At 53.0% G+C, this 18,578-nt stretch carries 19 protein-coding genes; 7 read left to right on the top strand and 12 right to left on the bottom strand.

Translation table 11 applies throughout. The features are described 5' to 3' along the window. Nucleotides 1-4: 4 nt before the first annotated feature. The 3 genes from thrC to alaC are packed head-to-tail and all read right to left on the bottom strand — an operon-like array spanning nt 5 to nt 3,902. On the bottom strand, nt 5-1,414 hold the full coding sequence (gene thrC / locus WBJ47_RS15300; RefSeq protein ID WP_422246428.1) for a threonine synthase: 1,410 nt from the start codon (nt 1,412-1,414) through the stop codon (nt 5-7). Further along, nucleotides 1,411-2,718: a homoserine dehydrogenase gene (locus tag WBJ47_RS15295; RefSeq protein ID WP_422246426.1), complete on the bottom strand. Its 1,308-nt coding sequence runs from the start codon at nt 2,716-2,718 to the stop codon at nt 1,411-1,413. Before WBJ47_RS15295 ends, thrC begins: the two co-directional genes overlap by 4 nt. Continuing rightward, on the bottom strand, nt 2,718-3,902 hold the full coding sequence (alaC, locus tag WBJ47_RS15290) for an alanine transaminase (RefSeq protein WP_422246425.1): 1,185 nt from the start codon (nt 3,900-3,902) through the stop codon (nt 2,718-2,720). Before alaC ends, WBJ47_RS15295 begins: the two co-directional genes overlap by 1 nt. A gap of 204 nt (nt 3,903-4,106) precedes the next feature. Here alaC and WBJ47_RS15285 point away from each other — a divergent pair, with 204 nt between their 5' ends. From WBJ47_RS15285 to pbpG, 5 genes are all read left to right on the top strand, one after another. Then, the gene (locus WBJ47_RS15285; protein WP_422246424.1) at nt 4,107-4,556 is read left to right on the top strand and encodes an Mth938-like domain-containing protein; all 450 of its coding nucleotides are present in this window, start codon (nt 4,107-4,109) and stop codon (nt 4,554-4,556) included. Then, nucleotides 4,556-5,023, top strand: a complete 468-nt coding sequence (locus WBJ47_RS15280; protein WP_422246423.1) for a peroxiredoxin — start codon at nt 4,556-4,558, stop codon at nt 5,021-5,023. The genes WBJ47_RS15285 and WBJ47_RS15280 overlap by 1 nt, the downstream gene beginning before the upstream one ends. Nucleotides 5,024-5,075: 52 nt before the next feature. Continuing rightward, the gene (locus WBJ47_RS15275) at nt 5,076-6,830 is read left to right on the top strand and encodes a PhoH family protein (RefSeq protein WP_422246422.1); all 1,755 of its coding nucleotides are present in this window, start codon (nt 5,076-5,078) and stop codon (nt 6,828-6,830) included. Nucleotides 6,831-6,841: 11 nt separating this feature from the next. Beyond that, nucleotides 6,842-7,873 carry a 4-hydroxythreonine-4-phosphate dehydrogenase PdxA gene (pdxA, locus tag WBJ47_RS15270; protein WP_422246420.1) on the top strand — a complete coding sequence of 344 codons (1,032 nt, stop codon included), beginning with the start codon at nt 6,842-6,844 and terminating at the stop codon, nt 7,871-7,873. Nucleotides 7,874-7,974: 101 nt separating this feature from the next. Further along, nucleotides 7,975-9,123 (top strand): D-alanyl-D-alanine endopeptidase, encoded by a 1,149-nt coding sequence (gene pbpG, locus WBJ47_RS15265; protein WP_422246418.1) that lies wholly within the window; start codon nt 7,975-7,977, stop codon nt 9,121-9,123. On the opposite strand, the gene WBJ47_RS15260 is transcribed toward pbpG, so the two are convergent. The 9 genes from WBJ47_RS15260 to WBJ47_RS15220 all read right to left on the bottom strand — a co-directional run bounded on the left by WBJ47_RS15260 (nt 9,120) and on the right by WBJ47_RS15220 (nt 16,141). Then, the gene (locus WBJ47_RS15260; protein ID WP_422246416.1) at nt 9,120-10,499 is read right to left on the bottom strand and encodes a replicative DNA helicase; all 1,380 of its coding nucleotides are present in this window, start codon (nt 10,497-10,499) and stop codon (nt 9,120-9,122) included. The genes pbpG and WBJ47_RS15260 overlap by 4 nt on opposite strands. A gap of 7 nt (nt 10,500-10,506) precedes the next feature. Further along, the gene (locus WBJ47_RS15255) at nt 10,507-11,325 is read right to left on the bottom strand and encodes an RIO1 family regulatory kinase/ATPase (protein WP_422246414.1); all 819 of its coding nucleotides are present in this window, start codon (nt 11,323-11,325) and stop codon (nt 10,507-10,509) included. Between the two features lie 84 nt (nt 11,326-11,409). Then, the gene (gene rplI / locus WBJ47_RS15250; protein ID WP_422246412.1) at nt 11,410-11,865 is read right to left on the bottom strand and encodes a 50S ribosomal protein L9; all 456 of its coding nucleotides are present in this window, start codon (nt 11,863-11,865) and stop codon (nt 11,410-11,412) included. A gap of 13 nt (nt 11,866-11,878) precedes the next feature. Further along, a complete protein-coding gene (gene rpsR, locus WBJ47_RS15245) occupies nt 11,879-12,151 on the bottom strand; it encodes a 30S ribosomal protein S18 (RefSeq protein ID WP_312851545.1) in 273 nt (90 codons plus the stop codon). Nucleotides 12,152-12,163: 12 nt separating this feature from the next. Continuing rightward, nucleotides 12,164-12,514 carry a primosomal replication protein N gene (priB, locus tag WBJ47_RS15240; protein WP_422246410.1) on the bottom strand — a complete coding sequence of 117 codons (351 nt, stop codon included), beginning with the start codon at nt 12,512-12,514 and terminating at the stop codon, nt 12,164-12,166. A 12-nt stretch (nt 12,515-12,526) separates the two neighbouring features. Then, entirely contained in the window at nt 12,527-12,901 is a 375-nt protein-coding gene (rpsF, locus tag WBJ47_RS15235; RefSeq protein WP_422246409.1) for a 30S ribosomal protein S6, read from the bottom strand. A gap of 173 nt (nt 12,902-13,074) precedes the next feature. After that, nucleotides 13,075-14,934 (bottom strand): 1-deoxy-D-xylulose-5-phosphate synthase, encoded by a 1,860-nt coding sequence (dxs, locus tag WBJ47_RS15230; RefSeq protein WP_422246407.1) that lies wholly within the window; start codon nt 14,932-14,934, stop codon nt 13,075-13,077. Between the two features lie 8 nt (nt 14,935-14,942). Beyond that, on the bottom strand, nt 14,943-15,866 hold the full coding sequence (locus WBJ47_RS15225; RefSeq protein ID WP_422246405.1) for a polyprenyl synthetase family protein: 924 nt from the start codon (nt 15,864-15,866) through the stop codon (nt 14,943-14,945). Beyond that, complete coding sequence (locus WBJ47_RS15220; protein ID WP_422246404.1) at nt 15,863-16,141, bottom strand: exodeoxyribonuclease VII small subunit; 279 nt, start codon at nt 16,139-16,141, stop codon at nt 15,863-15,865. Before WBJ47_RS15220 ends, WBJ47_RS15225 begins: the two co-directional genes overlap by 4 nt. A 251-nt stretch (nt 16,142-16,392) precedes the next feature. Here WBJ47_RS15220 and WBJ47_RS15215 point away from each other — a divergent pair, with 251 nt between their 5' ends. Together WBJ47_RS15215 and htpX are read left to right on the top strand one after the other, a co-directional pair. After that, nucleotides 16,393-17,586: an aromatic ring-hydroxylating oxygenase subunit alpha gene (locus tag WBJ47_RS15215; protein ID WP_422246402.1), complete on the top strand. Its 1,194-nt coding sequence runs from the start codon at nt 16,393-16,395 to the stop codon at nt 17,584-17,586. 62 nt (nt 17,587-17,648) lie between these two features. Then, nucleotides 17,649-18,530, top strand: coding sequence for a protease HtpX (htpX, locus tag WBJ47_RS15210; RefSeq protein ID WP_422246400.1), 882 nt, complete (start codon nt 17,649-17,651; stop codon nt 18,528-18,530). Nucleotides 18,531-18,578 lie beyond the last annotated feature (48 nt).

Below are 18,578 nucleotides of genomic sequence, written 5' to 3'. Positions count from 1 at the left end.
TTGGTCAGGTACTCGCGTGTTCAGTCAGGTAGGCACGCACGCTTGCGACATCGCAAGGCAGCACGGTAAAGCGTTGCGGCAAGGACTCGATATTTTCTAGGCCAGGCGGAAGCGGCGCAGGCATGCCAAGTGCCTCTTCGATGACCTCTGAAAACTTGGCAGGCAAAGCCGTTTCCAGCACCAGCATTGGAATGCCTGGCTCGACAAAGTCAGCTGCAACCTTGACGCCATCAGCGGTGTGAGGATCAATCAACACGCCTGTTCGGGTATGAACCGCCCGAATGGTCGCGAGACGATCTTGATGGGTACTGCAACCCGCCACAAAGCCATAACGACGTTCTAATTCGGGCTTCATGCTCGAGAGATCAAAGAATCCCTCGCGCGACAACTCACGCCAAAGTCCTGCCACACGCTCTGCATCACGCCCCACCAGATCGAAAACAAAACGTTCGAAATTGGAGGCGCGCGAAATATCCATTGAGGGGCTTGAGGTCGCAAAGGTTTGCGCCGCGGCACGAGGTCGATAAATACCGGTGCGGAAAAACTCTTCGAGGACGTTGTTTTCGTTGGTCGCCAGCACTAGGCGACGAATCGGCACGCCCATGGAGCGGGCAATATGACCAGCCAAAATATTGCCAAAATTGCCAGAAGGCACTGTAAACGACACCTCTTGGCCGGGGCCGGAGGTCGAACGCAACCATCCATGAAAGTAGTACACCACTTGAGCAGCGATTCGCGCCCAATTGATGGAGTTGACTGCACCCAGACGATACTTGGACTTGAAGGGCAAATCGCCTGCAAGCGCTTTCACAACGTCTTGGGCTTCGTCAAACACGCCTTTTACAGCGATATTGTGAATATTGGCATCCTGTAACGAATACATCTGCGCACGTTGAAAAGCACTCATGCGACCGTGTGGAGACAGCATAAACACAGCGACGGCATCTTTGCCACGCATGGCATACTCAGCCGCCGAACCGGTATCACCAGAAGTGGCGCCTAAAATATTGAGCGTTGTGCCACGTTGCTTTAGGACATGTGGAAACACTTGACCCAGAAACTGCATCGCCATGTCTTTGAAGGCCAGCGTGGGTCCTTCGGACAAGCTCAATAAAGACATACCATCATACAAAGGCTGAACAGGCACGATCGCTTCGGTCTTGAATGATGACTTGCAGTAGGCTGCCTCAGTCATCGCGGCCAAGGTGGCACGATCAATATCCGTGACAAACAAAGACAACACCTCAGTCGCAAGCGCGTGGTAAGGCAAGGCACGCCATGACTCCAGCGTCTGGGCAGATACCTGAGGGATACGCTCAGGCACGGCTAAGCCACCATCGGGCGCCAAGCCCTCTAGCAAGATATCGGAAAACTCCAGGGGATTCATTCCCCCACGTGTCGAAACGTATTTCATGACAAACTTTCCACTCTTAGACGGGTCACGCTCGAACGCACAAATGCAAGGGCTTCGATGCGTGCAATGGCTGAATTGATATTGCGCTCAAGCGCTTGATGGGTCAAGAAAATCAGGTCTGCACTGCCATCCGCATCCGAAGGCTGCTGAATCATGGATCCGATCGAGATCCCCGCATCGGCCAATACCCGGGCGATATCGGCCAACACACCAGGCTGATCGGCCACGGTCATGCGTAAATAATATGAGGTCACCACGTCCTCGATCGACAAGATCGGCGTATCTGCCATGGCATCAGGCTGGAACGCTAAATGCGGGACACGATGCTCGGGATCCGCCGTATGCAAGCGGGTCACATCGACCAAATCAGCCACCACAGCGGAGGCCGTTGGCTCTTCGCCTGCACCTTTGCCGTAATAAAGCGTCTGCCCGACCGCGTCGCCGCGCACGAGGACAGCATTCATCGCACCTTCGACATTGGCGAGCAGAGAGGCGCTCGGCACCAACGCGGGATGCACACGTAATTCAATTCCGTTGGAGCGGCGTTTGGTGATGCCAAGTAACTTGATCCGATAACCTAACCGCTCTGCGAGCTTGATGTCCACTGAGTCGAGTTTGGAGATGCCTTCGATATGTGCGCGGTCGAACTGGACAGGAATGCCAAAGGCCAGTGAAGCCAGCAAGGTGAGCTTGTGTGCCGCATCGACGCCTTCGATATCGAAGGTTGGATCCGCCTCGGCGTAGCCGAGCTTTTGTGCCTGTTCCAATACTGTCGCAAAAGGTAATCCACGCGCGCGCATTTCGGACAAGATGAAATTGGTCGTGCCGTTGATAATGCCCGCCACCCATTCGATACGGTTGGCCGTCAAGCCTTCTCGCATGGCCTTGATGATCGGGATGCCGCCCGCGACAGCAGCCTCGAACGCCACCATCACGCCTTTGGCAGAGGCTGCTGCAAAAATCTCTGTGCCGTGCTTGGCCAACAAGGCTTTGTTGGCCGTGACCACATGCTTGCCCTGGGCAATCGCCTCTAGCACTAATTCACGTGCGAGCGTATCGCCACCAATCAACTCGACCACGATGTCAATGGAGGGATCGCGCACCACCGCAAACGGATCAGTACCAAGCTCGATTTTTTGACCGAGTAACGCACGCGCCTTGGCAATATCTCGCACGGCAACACGCGTGACCTCAATATTGCGGCCGGCGCGACGAGAGATTTCACCCGCGTTGCGTGCCAACACTTTCCAGGTACCACCCCCGACAACGCCGAGCCCTAATAAACCGACCTTGATTGATTCCATTACAACAGCCCATCCTTGCGAAACATTTCTTTTATGCCGCGAACCGCTTGCCGGGTCCGCTGCTCATTTTCAATCAAAGCAAAACGCACGTACTCGTCACCATAATCACCGAACCCGATGCCGGGAGAAACAGCAACTTTGGCTTCTTCGAGGATACGCTTGGCAAACTCGAGTGAGCCTGCGGCCCGGTATGGCTCAGGGATATGTGCCCAGATGTACATTGAAGCCTTGGGATTTTCAACCATCCAGCCGGCCTCATGTAAACCTTTGACCAGCACATCTCGACGACTCTGATACTTTTCAACGACTTCGGCTACGCAATCTTGTGGGCCCTCGAGTGCGGCAATGGCCGCCACTTGAATCGGCGTGAAGGTTCCGTAGTCGTGATAACTCTTGATACGCGCCAGGGCATTGACCAACTCGGCGTTTCCGACCATGAAGCCAATACGCCAGCCTGCCATGTTGTAGCTTTTACTCATCGTAAAAAACTCAACTGCGACGTCTCTGGCACCAGGTACTTGCATAATCGAAGGTGCTTGATAGCCATCAAAGCAGATATCCGCATAGGCTAAATCATGCACCACAATAATGTTGTGCTCTTGGGCAAGTTTGACGACTCTTTCAAAGAAAGAGAGATCGACACATTGCGCGGTTGGATTGCTGGGAAAGCCCAAAATCATCATTTTGGGCTTGGGAATCGACTCGCGCACTGCGCGTTCGAGCTCTTCAAAAAAATCCGTACCTGGTGTCATGCGCACGGAGCGAATGTTTGCACCCGCAATCACCGCACCATAAATATGAATAGGGTAGCTTGGATTGGGCACCAAAACGGTATCCCCGGCATCAAGCGTGGCCAGCATGAGGTGCGCGAGCCCCTCTTTGGAGCCGATGGTCACAATGGCCTCAGAGTCCGGATCAAACTGCACCTGAAAGCGTCGTGCATACCAGTCCGTGATGGCCTTGCGTAAGCGTGGAATACCTTTTGAAACTGAATAACCGTGGGTAGTTGGACGCTCTGATGCCTCGACCAGCTTGCTCACAATGTGAGGAGGGGTTGCACCATCGGGATTACCCATCGACATATCGATGATGTCCTCCCCCCGGCGACGCGCAGCCATTTTGAGCTCTGCAGTAATGTTGAATACATAGGGGGGCAGACGCTCAATGCGAGAAAACTTCCTCATCTTCAGTCCTTATATAAGAAATGCTTAACTTTGCTTTATTTGCAGCGCAGCAAAACCCTGTAATCTAGCGCATCAGGACCGATGCCGCAAATCGCGCTGAGTGGGGTCAAAAAATCAGCCTTTTCAACCCCCTAGATGCGCAACGTTGTCATCACAGCATACAAACGAGTGCGCTATCATCGGCTGAACTTGCTGGAGTATTGATTGAAGCTTCATACTGACACAAATGCGGCGCTAAATACCGTCACCGGGTACGGTGATGGCTTCGTCGAAATTAACAAAATAAGTTTTGCCCACGCCATTGCTTTTGGTCCGGAAGGTCCTGTGCACCAATGGCCCGCCGAGCATCCAGACGATATCTCTACTGCGCTGCTTCTACAAGCTGCGGGTCTGACACTCAAGCCCATTGATCCCATGGCCTTTTTGGACTCGGACCAACCTCCCCAGCCGGAGGTAGAAGGCACCAAGCCTGAAGTGCTACTGGTTGGGATGGGTGCGCGTCAACGCATGTTGGATCACAAAGTGATCGCGCCACTTTTGCGCGCGGGCGTTGGGGTTGAGTGCATGACCACAGAAGCTGCGGCCCGCACCTACAACATTCTGATGGCCGAAGGCCGTCAAGTCATTGCAGCCTTACTACCGGAGAAACGTTGATGAGCACTGCCCTGATCGGTAAACCTGCACCAGTCTTTTCAGCCCAAAGTACCTTTGGCGAAATTTCTCTTGAACGCTGTTTAGGAAGAGGCGTCATTCTTTATTTCTATCCCAAAGACAACACCCCCGGCTGCACGACAGAAACTCAAGACTTTCGCGATTGCCACGATGAGTTTTTAGCCATGGGCTGTGTGGTGATTGGTGTTTCGCGCGATTCCTTGAAATCGCATGAAAACTTTTCCAAAAAACTCGAACTTCCTTTTCCACTGCTTGCAGACACAGACGAGAGCGTCTGCAACGCATACGGTGTAATCAAGCTTAAACAAATGTATGGCAAGCAGGTGCGTGGCATAGAACGCAGCACGTTTTTAATCAATGCCGAGGGCAAATTGGTACAAGCCTGGCGTGGACTCAAAGTACCGGGACACGTCCAAGAGGTACTCCAAGCCGCGCGCAGCCTGACCTGAACAGTCTTGACCTCACGCTATTTCATTGCTCGACCCCTGGGAGATTTCTAGTATGCCGTTGCCAAAGCTGCCCACACGCCCTGCCGCCATTCTCGAAGTCACAGACCTTAAGCTCGAACCAATAGAGTCGTCCCCTGTCAGCATGGGTGTATCGGCGCAAGTCTCTCTGCCCTCCTCTGCGGCAGTCGCTCAGACATCTTCGCCTGTTCAAGCCGAACCCAATCGAGATCAGCCATCAAAATCCATCACACTGGATCTTTCTGGTTTATCTGAAACAGCTGAGCAAGAGCCTGTGGCATCCAGCTCGGGAAAAACAAAAAGCAAAGCTGCATCACCTGCTCGTCAAAAACTACCTAAAGCGCCCGCATCAGGCGCTTCAAAAGCGAAGACCTCGGGCACCGGTTTACGAAAACTTTTCGTACTCGACACGAATGTCTTGCTGCACGATCCAAGCTCCCTCTTTCGCTTTGAAGAGCACGATGTCTTTTTGCCGATGATGACGCTTGAAGAGCTCGATCATCAAAAGAAAGGCATGTCGGAAGTCGCACGTAACGCGCGTCAAGTGAGTCGTTCACTCGATACACTTGTGGGCGAGCATCGCGACCTCGATCTCGGGCTTTCCTTGGATGGTTTGGGGCACAAAGACGCAGTCGGACGTTTGTTTTTTCAGACCACCGCGATGGCAAGCACCTTGCCGCCCGATTTGCCGATGGGTAAAGCCGACAACCAGATCCTGAGCGTGGTGCGTGCCCTGCACGACAAGTTTACTGATCGTGAAGTTGTGTTGGTCTCCAAAGACATCAACATGCGCCTGAAGGCGCGCACACTCTCGCTTTCAGCAGAAGACTATTTCAATGATCAGGTTCTGGAGGACTCTGATTTGCTCTACAGCGGTACTCTAGCGCTTCCCGATAACTTTTGGAACAAGCACGGCAAAGGCGTTGAGTCTTGGCAACAAGGCGGGACAACCTTTTATCGAATTTCAGGACCTTTGTGTCACCAGTTTATGGTGAATCAATTTGTGTATTTTGAAGGTCCGATGCCCTTGTATGCACAGGTCAGAGAAGTCAATGGAAAAACGGCTGTGCTGGCCACCCTGCGCGATTTTACGCACGGCAAAAATAATGTCTGGGGTGTCACTGCGCGTAATCGCGAACAGAATTTTGCGATGAATTTACTAATGGATCCTGACTGTGACTTTGTGTCCTTGCTCGGTCAGGCGGGCACTGGCAAAACCCTCATGACACTCGCGGCCGGCCTTGCTCAAGTGCTTGAAACCAAGCGTTATACCGAGATTATCATGACGCGCGTCACGGTTCCTGTCGGTGAAGATATCGGCTTTTTGCCCGGTACCGAAGAAGAAAAAATGCAACCATGGATGGGCGCGCTCGAGGACAACCTTGAGGTGTTGACGATGGGCGAAACCGATGGTGGATCTTCGATCGCAAGCGGTCAGACGCACGACTGGGGCCGCTCCGGCTCCATGGAGTTGATTCGCTCACGCATCAAAGTGAAGTCTTTAAACTTTATGCGCGGTCGCACATTTTTAAATAAATATCTGATCATTGATGAAGCGCAAAACCTGACGCCCAAGCAAATGAAAACCTTGATCACGCGTGCAGGCCCAGGCACCAAGGTAATTTGTCTGGGTAATATCGCCCAAATCGACACCCCCTATCTGACTGAAGGGAGCTCTGGACTAACCTTTGTAGTGGATCGCTTTAAAGGCTGGCCCCACGCAGGACACGTCACCTTGCAGCGCGGTGAGCGTTCACGACTGGCCGACTACGCTGGCGAAGTCCTCTAATCGCACCGCACATGAACACGCCAGCTCCTACGCCCAGTTCTCGCACGCCTCTCGCAATGACCGTAGGGGATGCGGCAGGCATTGGTCCCGAGATCATTGTTAAGTTGCACGCGCAGGGGCTCTCCGCCCCTTGCGTGGTGTATGGCGATGTCGGCGCGTTAAAGCGTGCGTGCGCATTTCTAAACGTATCGGTCAAGATCGTCGTGCTCCAGGCCGATGATCCTCTTACAGGCCATTACCAAGAGCCAGGCTGCATGTTTGTGCGGCCCACGACGCCAGCGTTGCCTGTGGATCTGCCTTTTGGCGTGGTCAATGCGCAAGCGGGCCAAGCCTCGGTCGATGCGCTGCTGATGGCTATTGAGGATGCCATGGCGGGACGCGTACGCGCCATTGTGACGGCCCCGCTGAACAAAGAGTCCATGCATGCCGCAGGCGTTGACTTTCCAGGTCATACCGAAATTCTTGCCGCGCGCTCACAGACCCCTCATGTTGCCATGATGTTGGTCAATGATCAGTTGCGCGTCATCTTGGCCACCATCCATATCGCACTCGCCGAAGTCTCCCCCTCTCTTTCAATCGACCTAGAGTTGCGGACAATTGAGCTTGCCGCTTTAGCGTGCCACGGCATGGGGATTGTCTCCCCACGTATCGCTGTCGCAGGTCTCAATCCTCACGCAGGTGAACAAGGAAAATTTGGTCGCGAAGATCTTGACATCATTGCGCCTGCCATCGCACTTGCCCGTGCAAAAGGAATCAATGCGACAGGCCCGTGGCCGGGAGATACTGTGTTTATGCGGGCGCGCAAGGGTGAGTTCGATATTTGTGTCGCACAGTACCATGATCAAGGATTGATTCCCATCAAATACTTGGGCGTCGATGAGGGGGTCAATGTGACAGTGGGATTACCTTTTGTTCGGACCAGCGTTGACCATGGGACTGCCTTTGATATCGCGGGTCGTGGTGTCGCGGATCCTGGCTCACTCAAGACTGCGTTTGATTTAGCCATCTCGCTCACTCAGGCAAAATTCAACCAAAAGTTATAGGTGTAAACCCGTATATTAAGAAATGTAAATAAATAATTGGTTTAACTAACCCTGCTAAGTATATAATTTGCATAGTTTTTATACTTTAAAGGGCGCTGGGAATGCGTGCAGGTCTTTTTTTACCCCTTCGCAATGCTTGCCTGACAGGCCTCGTTTGCATCAGTGTGGCACTGGCTGGCACCCCTAGTTTTGCTCAGAGCACGACTTCGACGCCGTCAACGGCTAAAGCTAAACCCACACAGCCTAAAAAAACCTCACAAAATACAACGACAAAGAAAAGCGCAAGCTCGTCAAAAAAGTCGTCCAATAAAACAGCTTCCACGCAAAAGAAAGCAGCTCCGGGCGGTACCCCACAAGGTTCGCGTGGCACCAAGTCAAACTCAACCAACCAAAAAGCGCTGGCAGCTGGTGCCACGACGGCCGCCGTCACGAGCGCAGCGAGTGCCAAACGCGCACAAGCAGAGAGTAAGTCTGGCAACCCGACCGCCGCCCTGCGCTCGAATGTTGTGTTTGTCCAAGATCTCAATAGCAAGACTGTCATTTTTTCTCGTAACGACGATGTGGCACGCCCGATCGCCTCTATTACTAAACTGATGACGGCTCTGGTGGTCGTAGATGCCAAGCAACCACTTGATGAAATGCTTCAAGTGACCCAAGCCGATGTGGATGTTGTGAAATTTAGTCGCTCACGCTTAGCAGTGGGCGTCAAACTGTCCCGCGGTGATATGTTGCACTTGGCGCTGATGTCCTCTGAGAACCGCGCAGCCAATGCCTTGGGACGTCACTATCCTGGTGGAATGCCGGCCTTTGTTGCCGCCATGAACAACAAGGCGCGCGAGCTCGGTATGAATGACAGCCGCTTTGTTGAACCGACTGGTTTATCAAGCGCAAACGTTGCGACTCCACGTGATCTGGTCAAGCTGATGCAAGCGACCGCTGCACGTCCTAGCATCCGTTACTACACCACCAATCAACAGCACGAAATTTCTTCGCGCGGACATGCAACCTTATTCCGCAATACGAACATGCTGGTGACGAATCCTAACTGGGATATCAGAGTGTCAAAGACGGGCTTTATCAACGAAGCCGGTCAGTGCTTGGTGATGGTGGCTCGCATCAACAACCGTGATACGGCAATCGTTCTGCTCAATGCAGACGGAAAAGGCACGCGCATCGGCGATGCCGTCAAAATCAGACAAATCGTACAAAATCGCCAAGCCGTTGCTATGTCTCGTGCAGAGCTGAACTAGTAACTTGCACCGCCTCCGCCCGCAAAATTCAAGAACCTTGTACTAGAGCCCTGGAAGGTCAGGCGTACGGTCCCAATCGGACCGTTACGCTGTTTACCAATGATGATCTCAGCGGTTCCCTTGTCTGGTGAGTCGGGGTTATACACTTCGTCACGATAAATAAACAAGATCAAATCCGCGTCTTGTTCGATAGCGCCGGATTCACGCAAATCGGACATCACAGGACGCTTGTTGGGCCTTTGCTCAAGACTTCGATTGAGCTGCGACAGCGCTATCACGGGGCATTCAAGCTCTTTGCCAAGCGCCTTGAGCGAACGGCTAATCTCTGAAATCTCGGTTGCGCGGTTTTCTCCTGCGGAGCTAGCTCCCATCAACTGCAAGTAATCGATCACGATCAAACCGAGCTTGCCACATTGGCGCGCAAGACGACGGGCTCGCGCACGTACCTCGACTGAACTCAACGCAGGCGTTTCATCAATATACATTTGAGCATCTTGCATGCGCTGCACCGCGTGCGTCACCCGAGGCCAATCATCCGCCAATAGTTTGCCTGTTCGCATGCGGTGTTGATCCAGCATCCCCACCGAACCCAGCATACGCATTGCGAGCTGCACCGCCCCCATCTCCATGGAAAACACTGCAACAGGAAGTCCCTGTTCGATTGCAACGTGTTCGGCAATGTTCATGGCCAGCGAAGTCTTACCCATGGAGGGTCGACCCGCCACAATCACCAAATCTCCACCTTGTAAGCCCGAGGTCATCCGATCTAGATCGGTAAAGCCAGTCGGCACACCCGTCACGTCGGTATCGCCTTCGCGGTGATAGAGTTCATCGATGCGCTCTACCACCTCAGACAGCAGAGGTTGAATTTCTCTAAAACCAGCACTAGCTTTAGCGCCCTCTTGGGCAATTTTAAAAACCTTTGACTCTGCTTCATCGAGCAACTGACGGGCTTCTTTGCCTTGAGGATTAAAGGCGGTCGCCGCGATTTCATCTGCAACAGTCACAAGCTTGCGCAACATGGAGCGCTCGCGGACGATTTCAGCATAGCGTCGGATATTGGCCGCCGAAGGTGTGTTGTGAGCGAGCGCATTGAGGTAACCCAACCCACCGATTTCTTCGGATTTACCCACGCTGGCAATCGACTCGTGAACCGTGACCACATCGGCAGGACGAGAAAGATTAATCAGTCGAGAAATATGATGCCAAATCAGCTTGTGATCGTAGCGGTAAAAGTCTTCTTCGTTGACGACATCGGTGACGCGTTCCCACGCGCCATTGTCGAGTAACAATCCGCCTAAGACGGACTGCTCTGCCTCGACAGAATGCGGCGGGACACGGAGGTACTCTAGCTGTGGATCTGGCTGATTGTTCATAGATGAATCATAACCTCAAGGTATCCGTGACGTACAAGAAACCGCGCACATCGCGACCGGGTAAACGACGTAAGAGCCAACCTGCATAGCGCTCAACCACCGCAAACAACTGACCAAACCGAATAACTTGCCTGCGGACGGCGAGATCGGGATTGGCTTGTAAATAAGTACTCAATAAGCGTGCGCATAACAGACGTCTCTCCTGCTCGGAAAACTGCTCACCGCGCAGGCCCGCCATCGAAGAAATCATTTGGTAAACATCATAGGCTTGGCCGACCGATTTCGAGAGAGCCTCACCGATGTTTTCCTCATAATCGATCCGGGTCAACTGCCCCTCCAGCACCATCAAATTACGTAACTGTGCGCCACCATGCACAAAGCCTGCCTGATGAAACTTGGCGAGATCCTGCGCGGCAAGATCCATCCAGGCGAGTCGCTGCTGGAGCGAAGACTCGCGGATTTCGGTTGGAAGATTCTCACCGACGAAGGCCAGCACCAATACACCAGGTGCGTGGTACAGCACTTCGGGAGCAGGATAGCCCTGAGCATGCAGGTCGAGTAGTCGTTGCGTCTCGGCTTCTACGCCATTTCGCAGCAATACCCGGGCCGAAGGCCGCTCTTTGAATCCCCACCAGCAAAAGAGCGAAATAAGTGAGGCACGAAGATAACGAATGAAATAACTCACTGCGCCCAGTGCAGAAGGTCTTCTGATCTTGATCACACAGACGCGCCCACCCAATTCAGCCATGTGTACGCCGTTTGACTGACTAGCGTGACGAGCGAGCCAAGCATGAAGATCATGCTCAAAGTTTGAAGGAGCGTTCATCTGTGAAGAGTTCAGTGTTTCAGGTAGATCAAATATAAAAAGCCGGCAACAGCCGGCTTTTTATCAGGCGTGCATCGGTCTAAATTAGACCAAGTCACCCACCACAACAACAGTGATGCTGCTGACGACGTCAGGATGGAGAGCAACCTGAATGGCTGTCTCACCGACGACTTTGAGGGGACCCTCTGGCAAACGGATTTGCGACTTTTCAATGCCTGTGAAACCGGCAGCGACTAAACCAAGCGCGATATCCATGTTGGTGACAGAGCCAAACAAACGGCCATCCACACCAGCTTTTTGTTTGATGCTCAGAGAGAAGCTCTCGAGACGCTCACCCATTGCTTGGCAAGCGGCTAACTTCTCGGCTTGGGCTTTTTCCAGCTCAGCGCGGCGAAGTTCGAACTCTTTGAGAGCGGCCTCAGTTGCACGACGTGCTTTTTTCTGAGGAATCAGGAAATTGCGAGCATAGCCATCGCGCACGCGAACAACTTCACCGAGGTTTCCAACGTTAACGACTTTTTCGAGCAGAATGATTTGCATAGTGGCCCCGGGATCAGTTGTGGTTATCAGTGAAGGGCAGCAAAGCCAAGAAGCGCGCACGCTTGATCGCTGAGTCCAGCTGACGCTGATAAATTGCTTTTGTGCCAGTCAAACGAGCAGGAATAATCTTGCCGTTTTCCTGAATGAAATCACGCAGTGTGTCGAGGTCTTTGTAGTCGATTTGGTCGACATTAGCCGCGCTAAAGCGACAGAACTTACGACGCTTGAAAAGCGGGTTCTGTTGCGTGAACTTCTTTTTTTCTTTACGTTTACCGAAGAAAGCCATGATATGCCTTGTTCAAATTTGTTGAATACGCTGCGCATGCAGCCTATATTTTTGAGAATCTTTTCGTACCGGAGCCAGAAAACCCTGAAGCCGGACCTTGCAACCTAAACCCATCGTGCCAGCCATTTGAGCTAAATCTCCCATCGCGACCACTCCAATACTGAAAGAGATGCGGCGTGGTTGACTTGCCTCAGTGACCTCGGACTCGTGCAAGAGCAAAAACTCAAGAACTGGGACGCCTGCGGGTGTGTACCGCAGAGGTGAAAGTTCAGAGATCAAACCTTGTACGATGAACTGATTGACTTCTGTCCGACTCACATCTTTCGGATCGACTTCTATCCGACTGACTTCTGACTGCTGCACGACAACTCCGGTTTACTCGGCGTCGTCAGGTGTTGTTTCTGCGGAAGCTTTACGAGCCTCTTCGCGCTCAACTTGTTTCATCATGATGGAAGGCTCTGTCTCAGCAGCTTTCGTCTTGATGACAAGGTGACGCAGAACGGCGTCGTTGTAGCGGAAAGAATGCTCCAACTCGTCAAGAGTTGTTTGACCACACTCAATGTTGAAGCACAGGTAGTGTGCTTTCACGAGCTTTTGAATAGGGTATGCCAACTGGCGACGTCCCCAGTCTTCGGTGCGGTGGACTTTTCCACCCTGAGTGGTCACCAGCGCTTGGTAGCGCTCAACCATGGCGGGCACTTGCTCGCTCTGGTCGGGATGAACAATAAAAACAACTTCGTAATGGCGCATGCAATGCACTCCTGAGGATATCCGAACTGAGCAAAACGCTCAGACCGGGGGCAGCCCGTCGAACCTGAATCAGACTCTGTGTAACCAAGTCAAAACAAGTCAATCGAGCAAGAAAGTCTATTATTTTCGCGCATTTAGCGCTTTTTTGCAAACGGATAGGGTAAAAAGAGACCTCAACCCCCAAAGAAACGAAGTCGAACCGAGCGCTCAACCCCAGACGCATCCAATCCTACGCCCGCAAGCAAAGCGTTTTGGTCTCCATGATCGATAAATCGATCTGGCAAGCCTAAATGTAAAATGGGCATCACCACTCCATGCGCAGCAAGGGTCTCAGACACTGCTCCCCCTGCCCCCCCCATGATGCAACCTTCTTCGAGCGTCACTAGGCCTAGCGGATGCGCTGCTGCCATCTCCAGCACGAGTTCAGTATCAATGGGTTTGACAAATCTCATGTCGACGACGGTCAAGTCCAGCGATTCGGCTGCCTGCAGCGCCGCTGGCAAAAGCGTGCCAAAGACAAGCATTGCCACACCTGTTCCACGCCTACGAACAATGCCTCGCCCGACAGGAACCGTATCAAGTCCCGCTTGAACCGGCACACCTGCGCCCGAGCCTCTGGGGTAACGCACGGAAGCCGGTCCAGGGTATTGATAACAGGTCGTCAACAATAAACGCGTTTCGTTTTCATCTGAGGGGGTTGCAACCACCATATTCGGGATGCAACGCAAAAAGGCGATGTCATAATTGCCTGCATGGGTTGCACCGTCTGCGCCGACCAGCCCTGCCCGATCCAGCGCAAACGTCACATCCAGATTTTGCAAGGCCACATCGTGAATGAGCTGATCATAGCCGCGCTGTAAAAAGGTTGAGTAAATGGCCACCACGGGCTTTTGACCCTCGCAGGCCATGCCAGCCGCAAAAGTCACGGCATGCTGCTCCGCAATACCCACATCAAAATAGCGGGTCGGAAACCGGCGCTCAAACTCCACCATGCCGCTGCCTTCACGCATAGCAGGCGTCACACCATTGAGGCGGGGATCATGATCAGCCATATCGCAGAGCCACTGTCCAAACACCTGGGTGAATGTGACCTTTGGCACCACTGTTGATTTTTGAATGCCAACTGCCAAATCGAACTTGCCGGGACCGTGATAGAGCACGGGGTCAGCCTCAGCCAACTTGTAGCCCTGCCCTTTTTTAGTCACCACGTGCAAAAACTGAGGCCCTTTGAGGGCACGCATATTTTGCAAGGTCGGCACTAAGGCATCCAAGTCATGGCCATCAATCGGGCCGACATAGTTAAATCCCATTTCCTCAAACAGGGTTGCGGGCATGACCATGCCTTTGGCATGTTCTTCCAAGCGACGGGCAAGTTCTAGTACGGGCGGCACATGCTGCAAGACGGCGCGGCCCATGTTTTTCGCCGCCGCATAAAACTGACCTGACAAGAGCCTCGCAAGGTAGCGATTGAGGGCCCCCACAGGTGGCGAAATCGACATGTCATTGTCGTTCAAAATCACCAACAAATTGATGCCCGGTGTCACGCCCGCATTGTTCATCGCTTCGAAGGCCATGCCCGCAGACATGGCGCCATCCCCGATCACTGCGATATGTTGGCGGGAAATACCCGCATTGCGCGAGGCCACGGCCATACCGAGTGCGGCTGAAATTGAGGTGGACGAGTGGGCTGTCCCGAAAGCGTCGAACTCAGACTCGGAGCGCTTGGGAAAACCTGAGATACCGCCAAACTGACGCAACGTTCCCATCTCAGCCTTTCGGCCGGTCAAAATCTTGTGCGGGTAGGATTGATGCCCCACATCCCAAATGATACGGTCATGCGGTGTGTCGTAGACGTGGTGAAGCGCGACGGTTAATTCAACCGTACCTAAATTGGAGGATAGGTGTCCGCCTGTCTTGGAGACCGAGTCCAAAATGAAGCCGCGTAATTGGTCAGCAAGCTTTTTAAGCTCACGTCGATCCAAGGCTTTGAGGTCCGAGGGCTGTGCAATACGATCAAGCAAATCTGTAGACATATTTCTCGTCAGTGGTCACGCAACACAATAAAGTCCGCCAATCCGACTAAGTGTCGACCGGATTCGCCCAAGGGCGCGATCGCATCGATCGCCTCCCGATGTAATTCTTTTGCCAACACTCGCGCTGGCTCCAACCCCAACAAGTTCACATAGGTGGGCTTGTTGGCCGCAGCATCTTTACCGGCAGTTTTGCCGAGTGTTGAGGTGTCTGCGGTCACATCCAGCACATCATCTACGACTTGGAATGCTAATCCCATCGCACCGGCATAGCGCATCAATGCTTGCTGTTGCAGTGCGCTAGCGCTTGCTGCCAAACCACCTAACATGACGCTCACAGACAGTAACGCACCTGTTTTCAGACGATGCATGTGCTGAAGTTCGTCCTGAGACAGGTTGACACCCACACTCTCCAAGTCAATCGCCTGACCGCCCGCCATACCGAGACTACCGGCTGCCTGCGCAAGCGCCTGAGTGGCTTGAACCACCCGTTCTGGGGCAATGGGCATCTGCGCTAAAAACGCGAAAGCCAAGGGCTGAAGAGCGTCGCCAGCCAGTAAAGCCGTCGGCTCGTCAAACTGGACATGAACCGTTGGCTGACCGCGGCGCAACACATCATCATCCATACAAGGCAGATCATCATGCACCAAAGAATATGCATGAATCAGCTCCACCGCGACGGCCGCACAATCTAGTGCGCGCATCAAAGCAGGTTCTGAACCAGGCTCGGCGCTATTTTTCAAACAACTCAAGCCGGCCGCATAGACCAAGGCTGCGCGCACGCGCTTGCCTCCCCCAAGCACGGCATAGCGCATGGCCTCATGCAAACGCGCGGGAACCACATCAGACTGCGGCATCTCCCTGTCCAGCACTTGCTGGATGTGAGCGGCCCGTTCACTCAGCCAATCAGAAAAGGCAGACACGTTTTGCTTCACTCCGCCTGACGATCCGAGACATCAAAGGGGCGCAGCAAACCTGCCTCCAGCACACTAATTTGTTGTTCAGCTTGGGCCAAACGCTCCTGACACACGCGGGTCAACGCGACCCCTCGACGATACGCCACGAGAGACTCCTCTAGTGGCAGGACACCAGATTCCATTTTTGCGACAAGTTCTTCGAGCTGCGCAAGCGCCGTTTCAAAATCCTGAGGCAGGTCAGACGGCGCTTCTGTGCCGGACGCTGTACCTGTAACTTTTGCGGGTTTGTTCAAACAACACTCCAATAAACAATGCCTAACAAACAATGCTAAGCACGCGGACCAAACAAGATGATGAAAATAGAGGACAACCACCTTGGGAAAGACACACTTGAATAATTAGCAATTGTACGAGATCAGCGCCGGCAAAGTACCCGATAGCTTGGGTTACAATCAGGTCTTTGTGATGGTGATCGGCCAATCCGATTTTTCTTCGCGCCAGCGCGGCACTGAACGCATTGGCATGCTTCCATGCGGAGGGAATCATGACCGACATTGGTCGGATGGTGCACTTAGCCCCAGCTCGCACTCAGCTGCACGTCAACGCCTATTCTGACGAAGCGCTTTTTGCACGCGAGCAAGCTAATATTTTTAAACAGTCCTCCATGTATGTCGGGCACCACAAAGGTGTGCCCAATCTTGGAGACTGGCGGAGTTTGTCCCATGAAAACAATGGGCGTGTACTCGTGCGCGGCGAAAATGGCGTCGAACTCTTGTCCAATGTGTGTCGCCATCGTCAAGCGCTCATGCTCGGCGGACAAACCGGGAACGTTGCTGGCCACGTCAATACCCATGGCAATCTTGTGGGTACTGGCGGAAATATCGTATGCCCCTTGCACCGGTGGACGTATGACAAAAAGGGTCAGCTCCTTGGTGCCCCTCAGTTTGACAACAAACCCTGCCTCAATCTCGAACGCTTTCCGATCAAGGAATGCCACGGTTTGATGTTTGAAGGTCCTCGCGATCCGCTGAAGGATATTGGCAACCTGTTTAAACGTCCTGAGTTTGATTTCTCAGACTATGTGCTCGATCACGTTGAAGTGCATCAATGCAACTACAACTGGAAAACCTTTATCGAGGTTTACCTTGAGGATTACCACGTCGCTCCTTTTCACCCCGGTTTAGGTCATTTCGTCACCTGCGACGATTTATCCTGGGAGTTTGCAGAGTTCTACAGCATGCAAAGAGTCGGTGTGCACCAAGCGCTTTCTCAGCCTGGTTCGCCTGCCTACAAAACCTGGCACGAAAAACTGATGCAGTTCCGTCAGGGGCGGACACCTGATTTTGGCGCCGTCTGGGTCACCTATTTTCCGGGACATATGATCGAGCTCTATCCGCATGTGCTGGTGCTATCTACGCTTTATCCTAAGTCCCCGCAAGAAACCGTCAATATCGTTGAGTTCTATTACCCCGAAGAAATCGCGCTTTTTGAGCGAGAGTTTGTCGAAGCGCAACGAGAGGCTTACATGGAAACGGCTATTGAGGATGACGAGATTGCAGAACGTATGGATGCAGGACGGCTTGCCCTCCTCAAGCGTGGTGTTTCTGAAACGGGCCCCTATCAGTCTCCCATGGAAGATGGGATGCAACACTTTCACGAGTGGTATCGCGCTGCCATGGGCCAGGATCTCGAAGATCACCCTGCCAACTTCCCTTCCGGGAACTCTTTCAATCCGTGAGTGTCACAGCTAAGTTATCATGAGCTGCGGTTTCCCTTAACGTTCAAAGATCATTTAAAAACATGAAAAGAATTGTCCTATTTTTGATCACTAACTTGGCTGTGATGCTGGTGCTCAGCGTGACGCTCAGCATTTTGGGTGTTAATCGGTTTATTACTGCACAAGGTCTCAATGTGCAGATGTTGTTGATCTTTTCTTTGATTGTCGGCTTTGGTGGATCCATTATTTCTTTGCTGATTAGCAAACCCATGGCCAAGTGGAGTACGGGTGCACAGATCATTGACCCACAAGCCCCCGGCGGACCGCGTGAGGCATGGCTGGTCGATACCGTTCATCAGCTGGCGGATCGGGCGGGTATTGGTCGGCCCGAGGTCGCGATCTATGAAGGCGAGCCAAATGCCTTTGCAACGGGTGCGTTTCGTAACAGCTCCCTGGTGGCGGTCTCCACAGGTCTGCTGGATGGCATGACCGAAGAAGAAATCTCCGCAGTTCTGGCACACGAAGTCGCTCACATTGCGAACGGCGATATGATCACCCTGACGCTGATTCAAGGTGTCGTGAATACGTTTGTAGTGTTCTTTGCCCGCATCGTCGGCTATTTTGTAGATCGCGTGCTCCTTAAAAATGACAAGGGTCTGGGCATGGGCTACTACATCACCGTGATTGTGTGCGAAATCGCTTTCGGCATTGTTGCGAGTTTGATTGTGGCTTGGTTTTCACGTCAACGTGAATACCGCGCAGACGCGGGCTCAGCCCAACTGCTGAGCTCCCGTGAGCCTATGATTCGCGCGCTCGCACGCTTAGGCGGTTTGGAGCCAGGCAATCTGCCTAAGAGCTTTGAGGCGTCGGGTATCGCTGGGCGTGGTGGCATCAGCGCCATGTTTGCCACACATCCACCTATCCAGGCACGTATTCAGGCTTTGCAACATATGCCTGTGCGCTAATGCGCTGATGGGCGAATGCTAAAAAAACGCGCCATTGGCGCGTTTTTT

This window comes from Zwartia sp. (genome assembly GCF_049655405.1).
Lineage (GTDB): Bacteria > Pseudomonadota > Gammaproteobacteria > Burkholderiales > Burkholderiaceae_B > Zwartia.
Note: the sequence above shows the minus strand (reverse complement) of the source record. Positions and strands in the feature narration are given on the sequence as shown.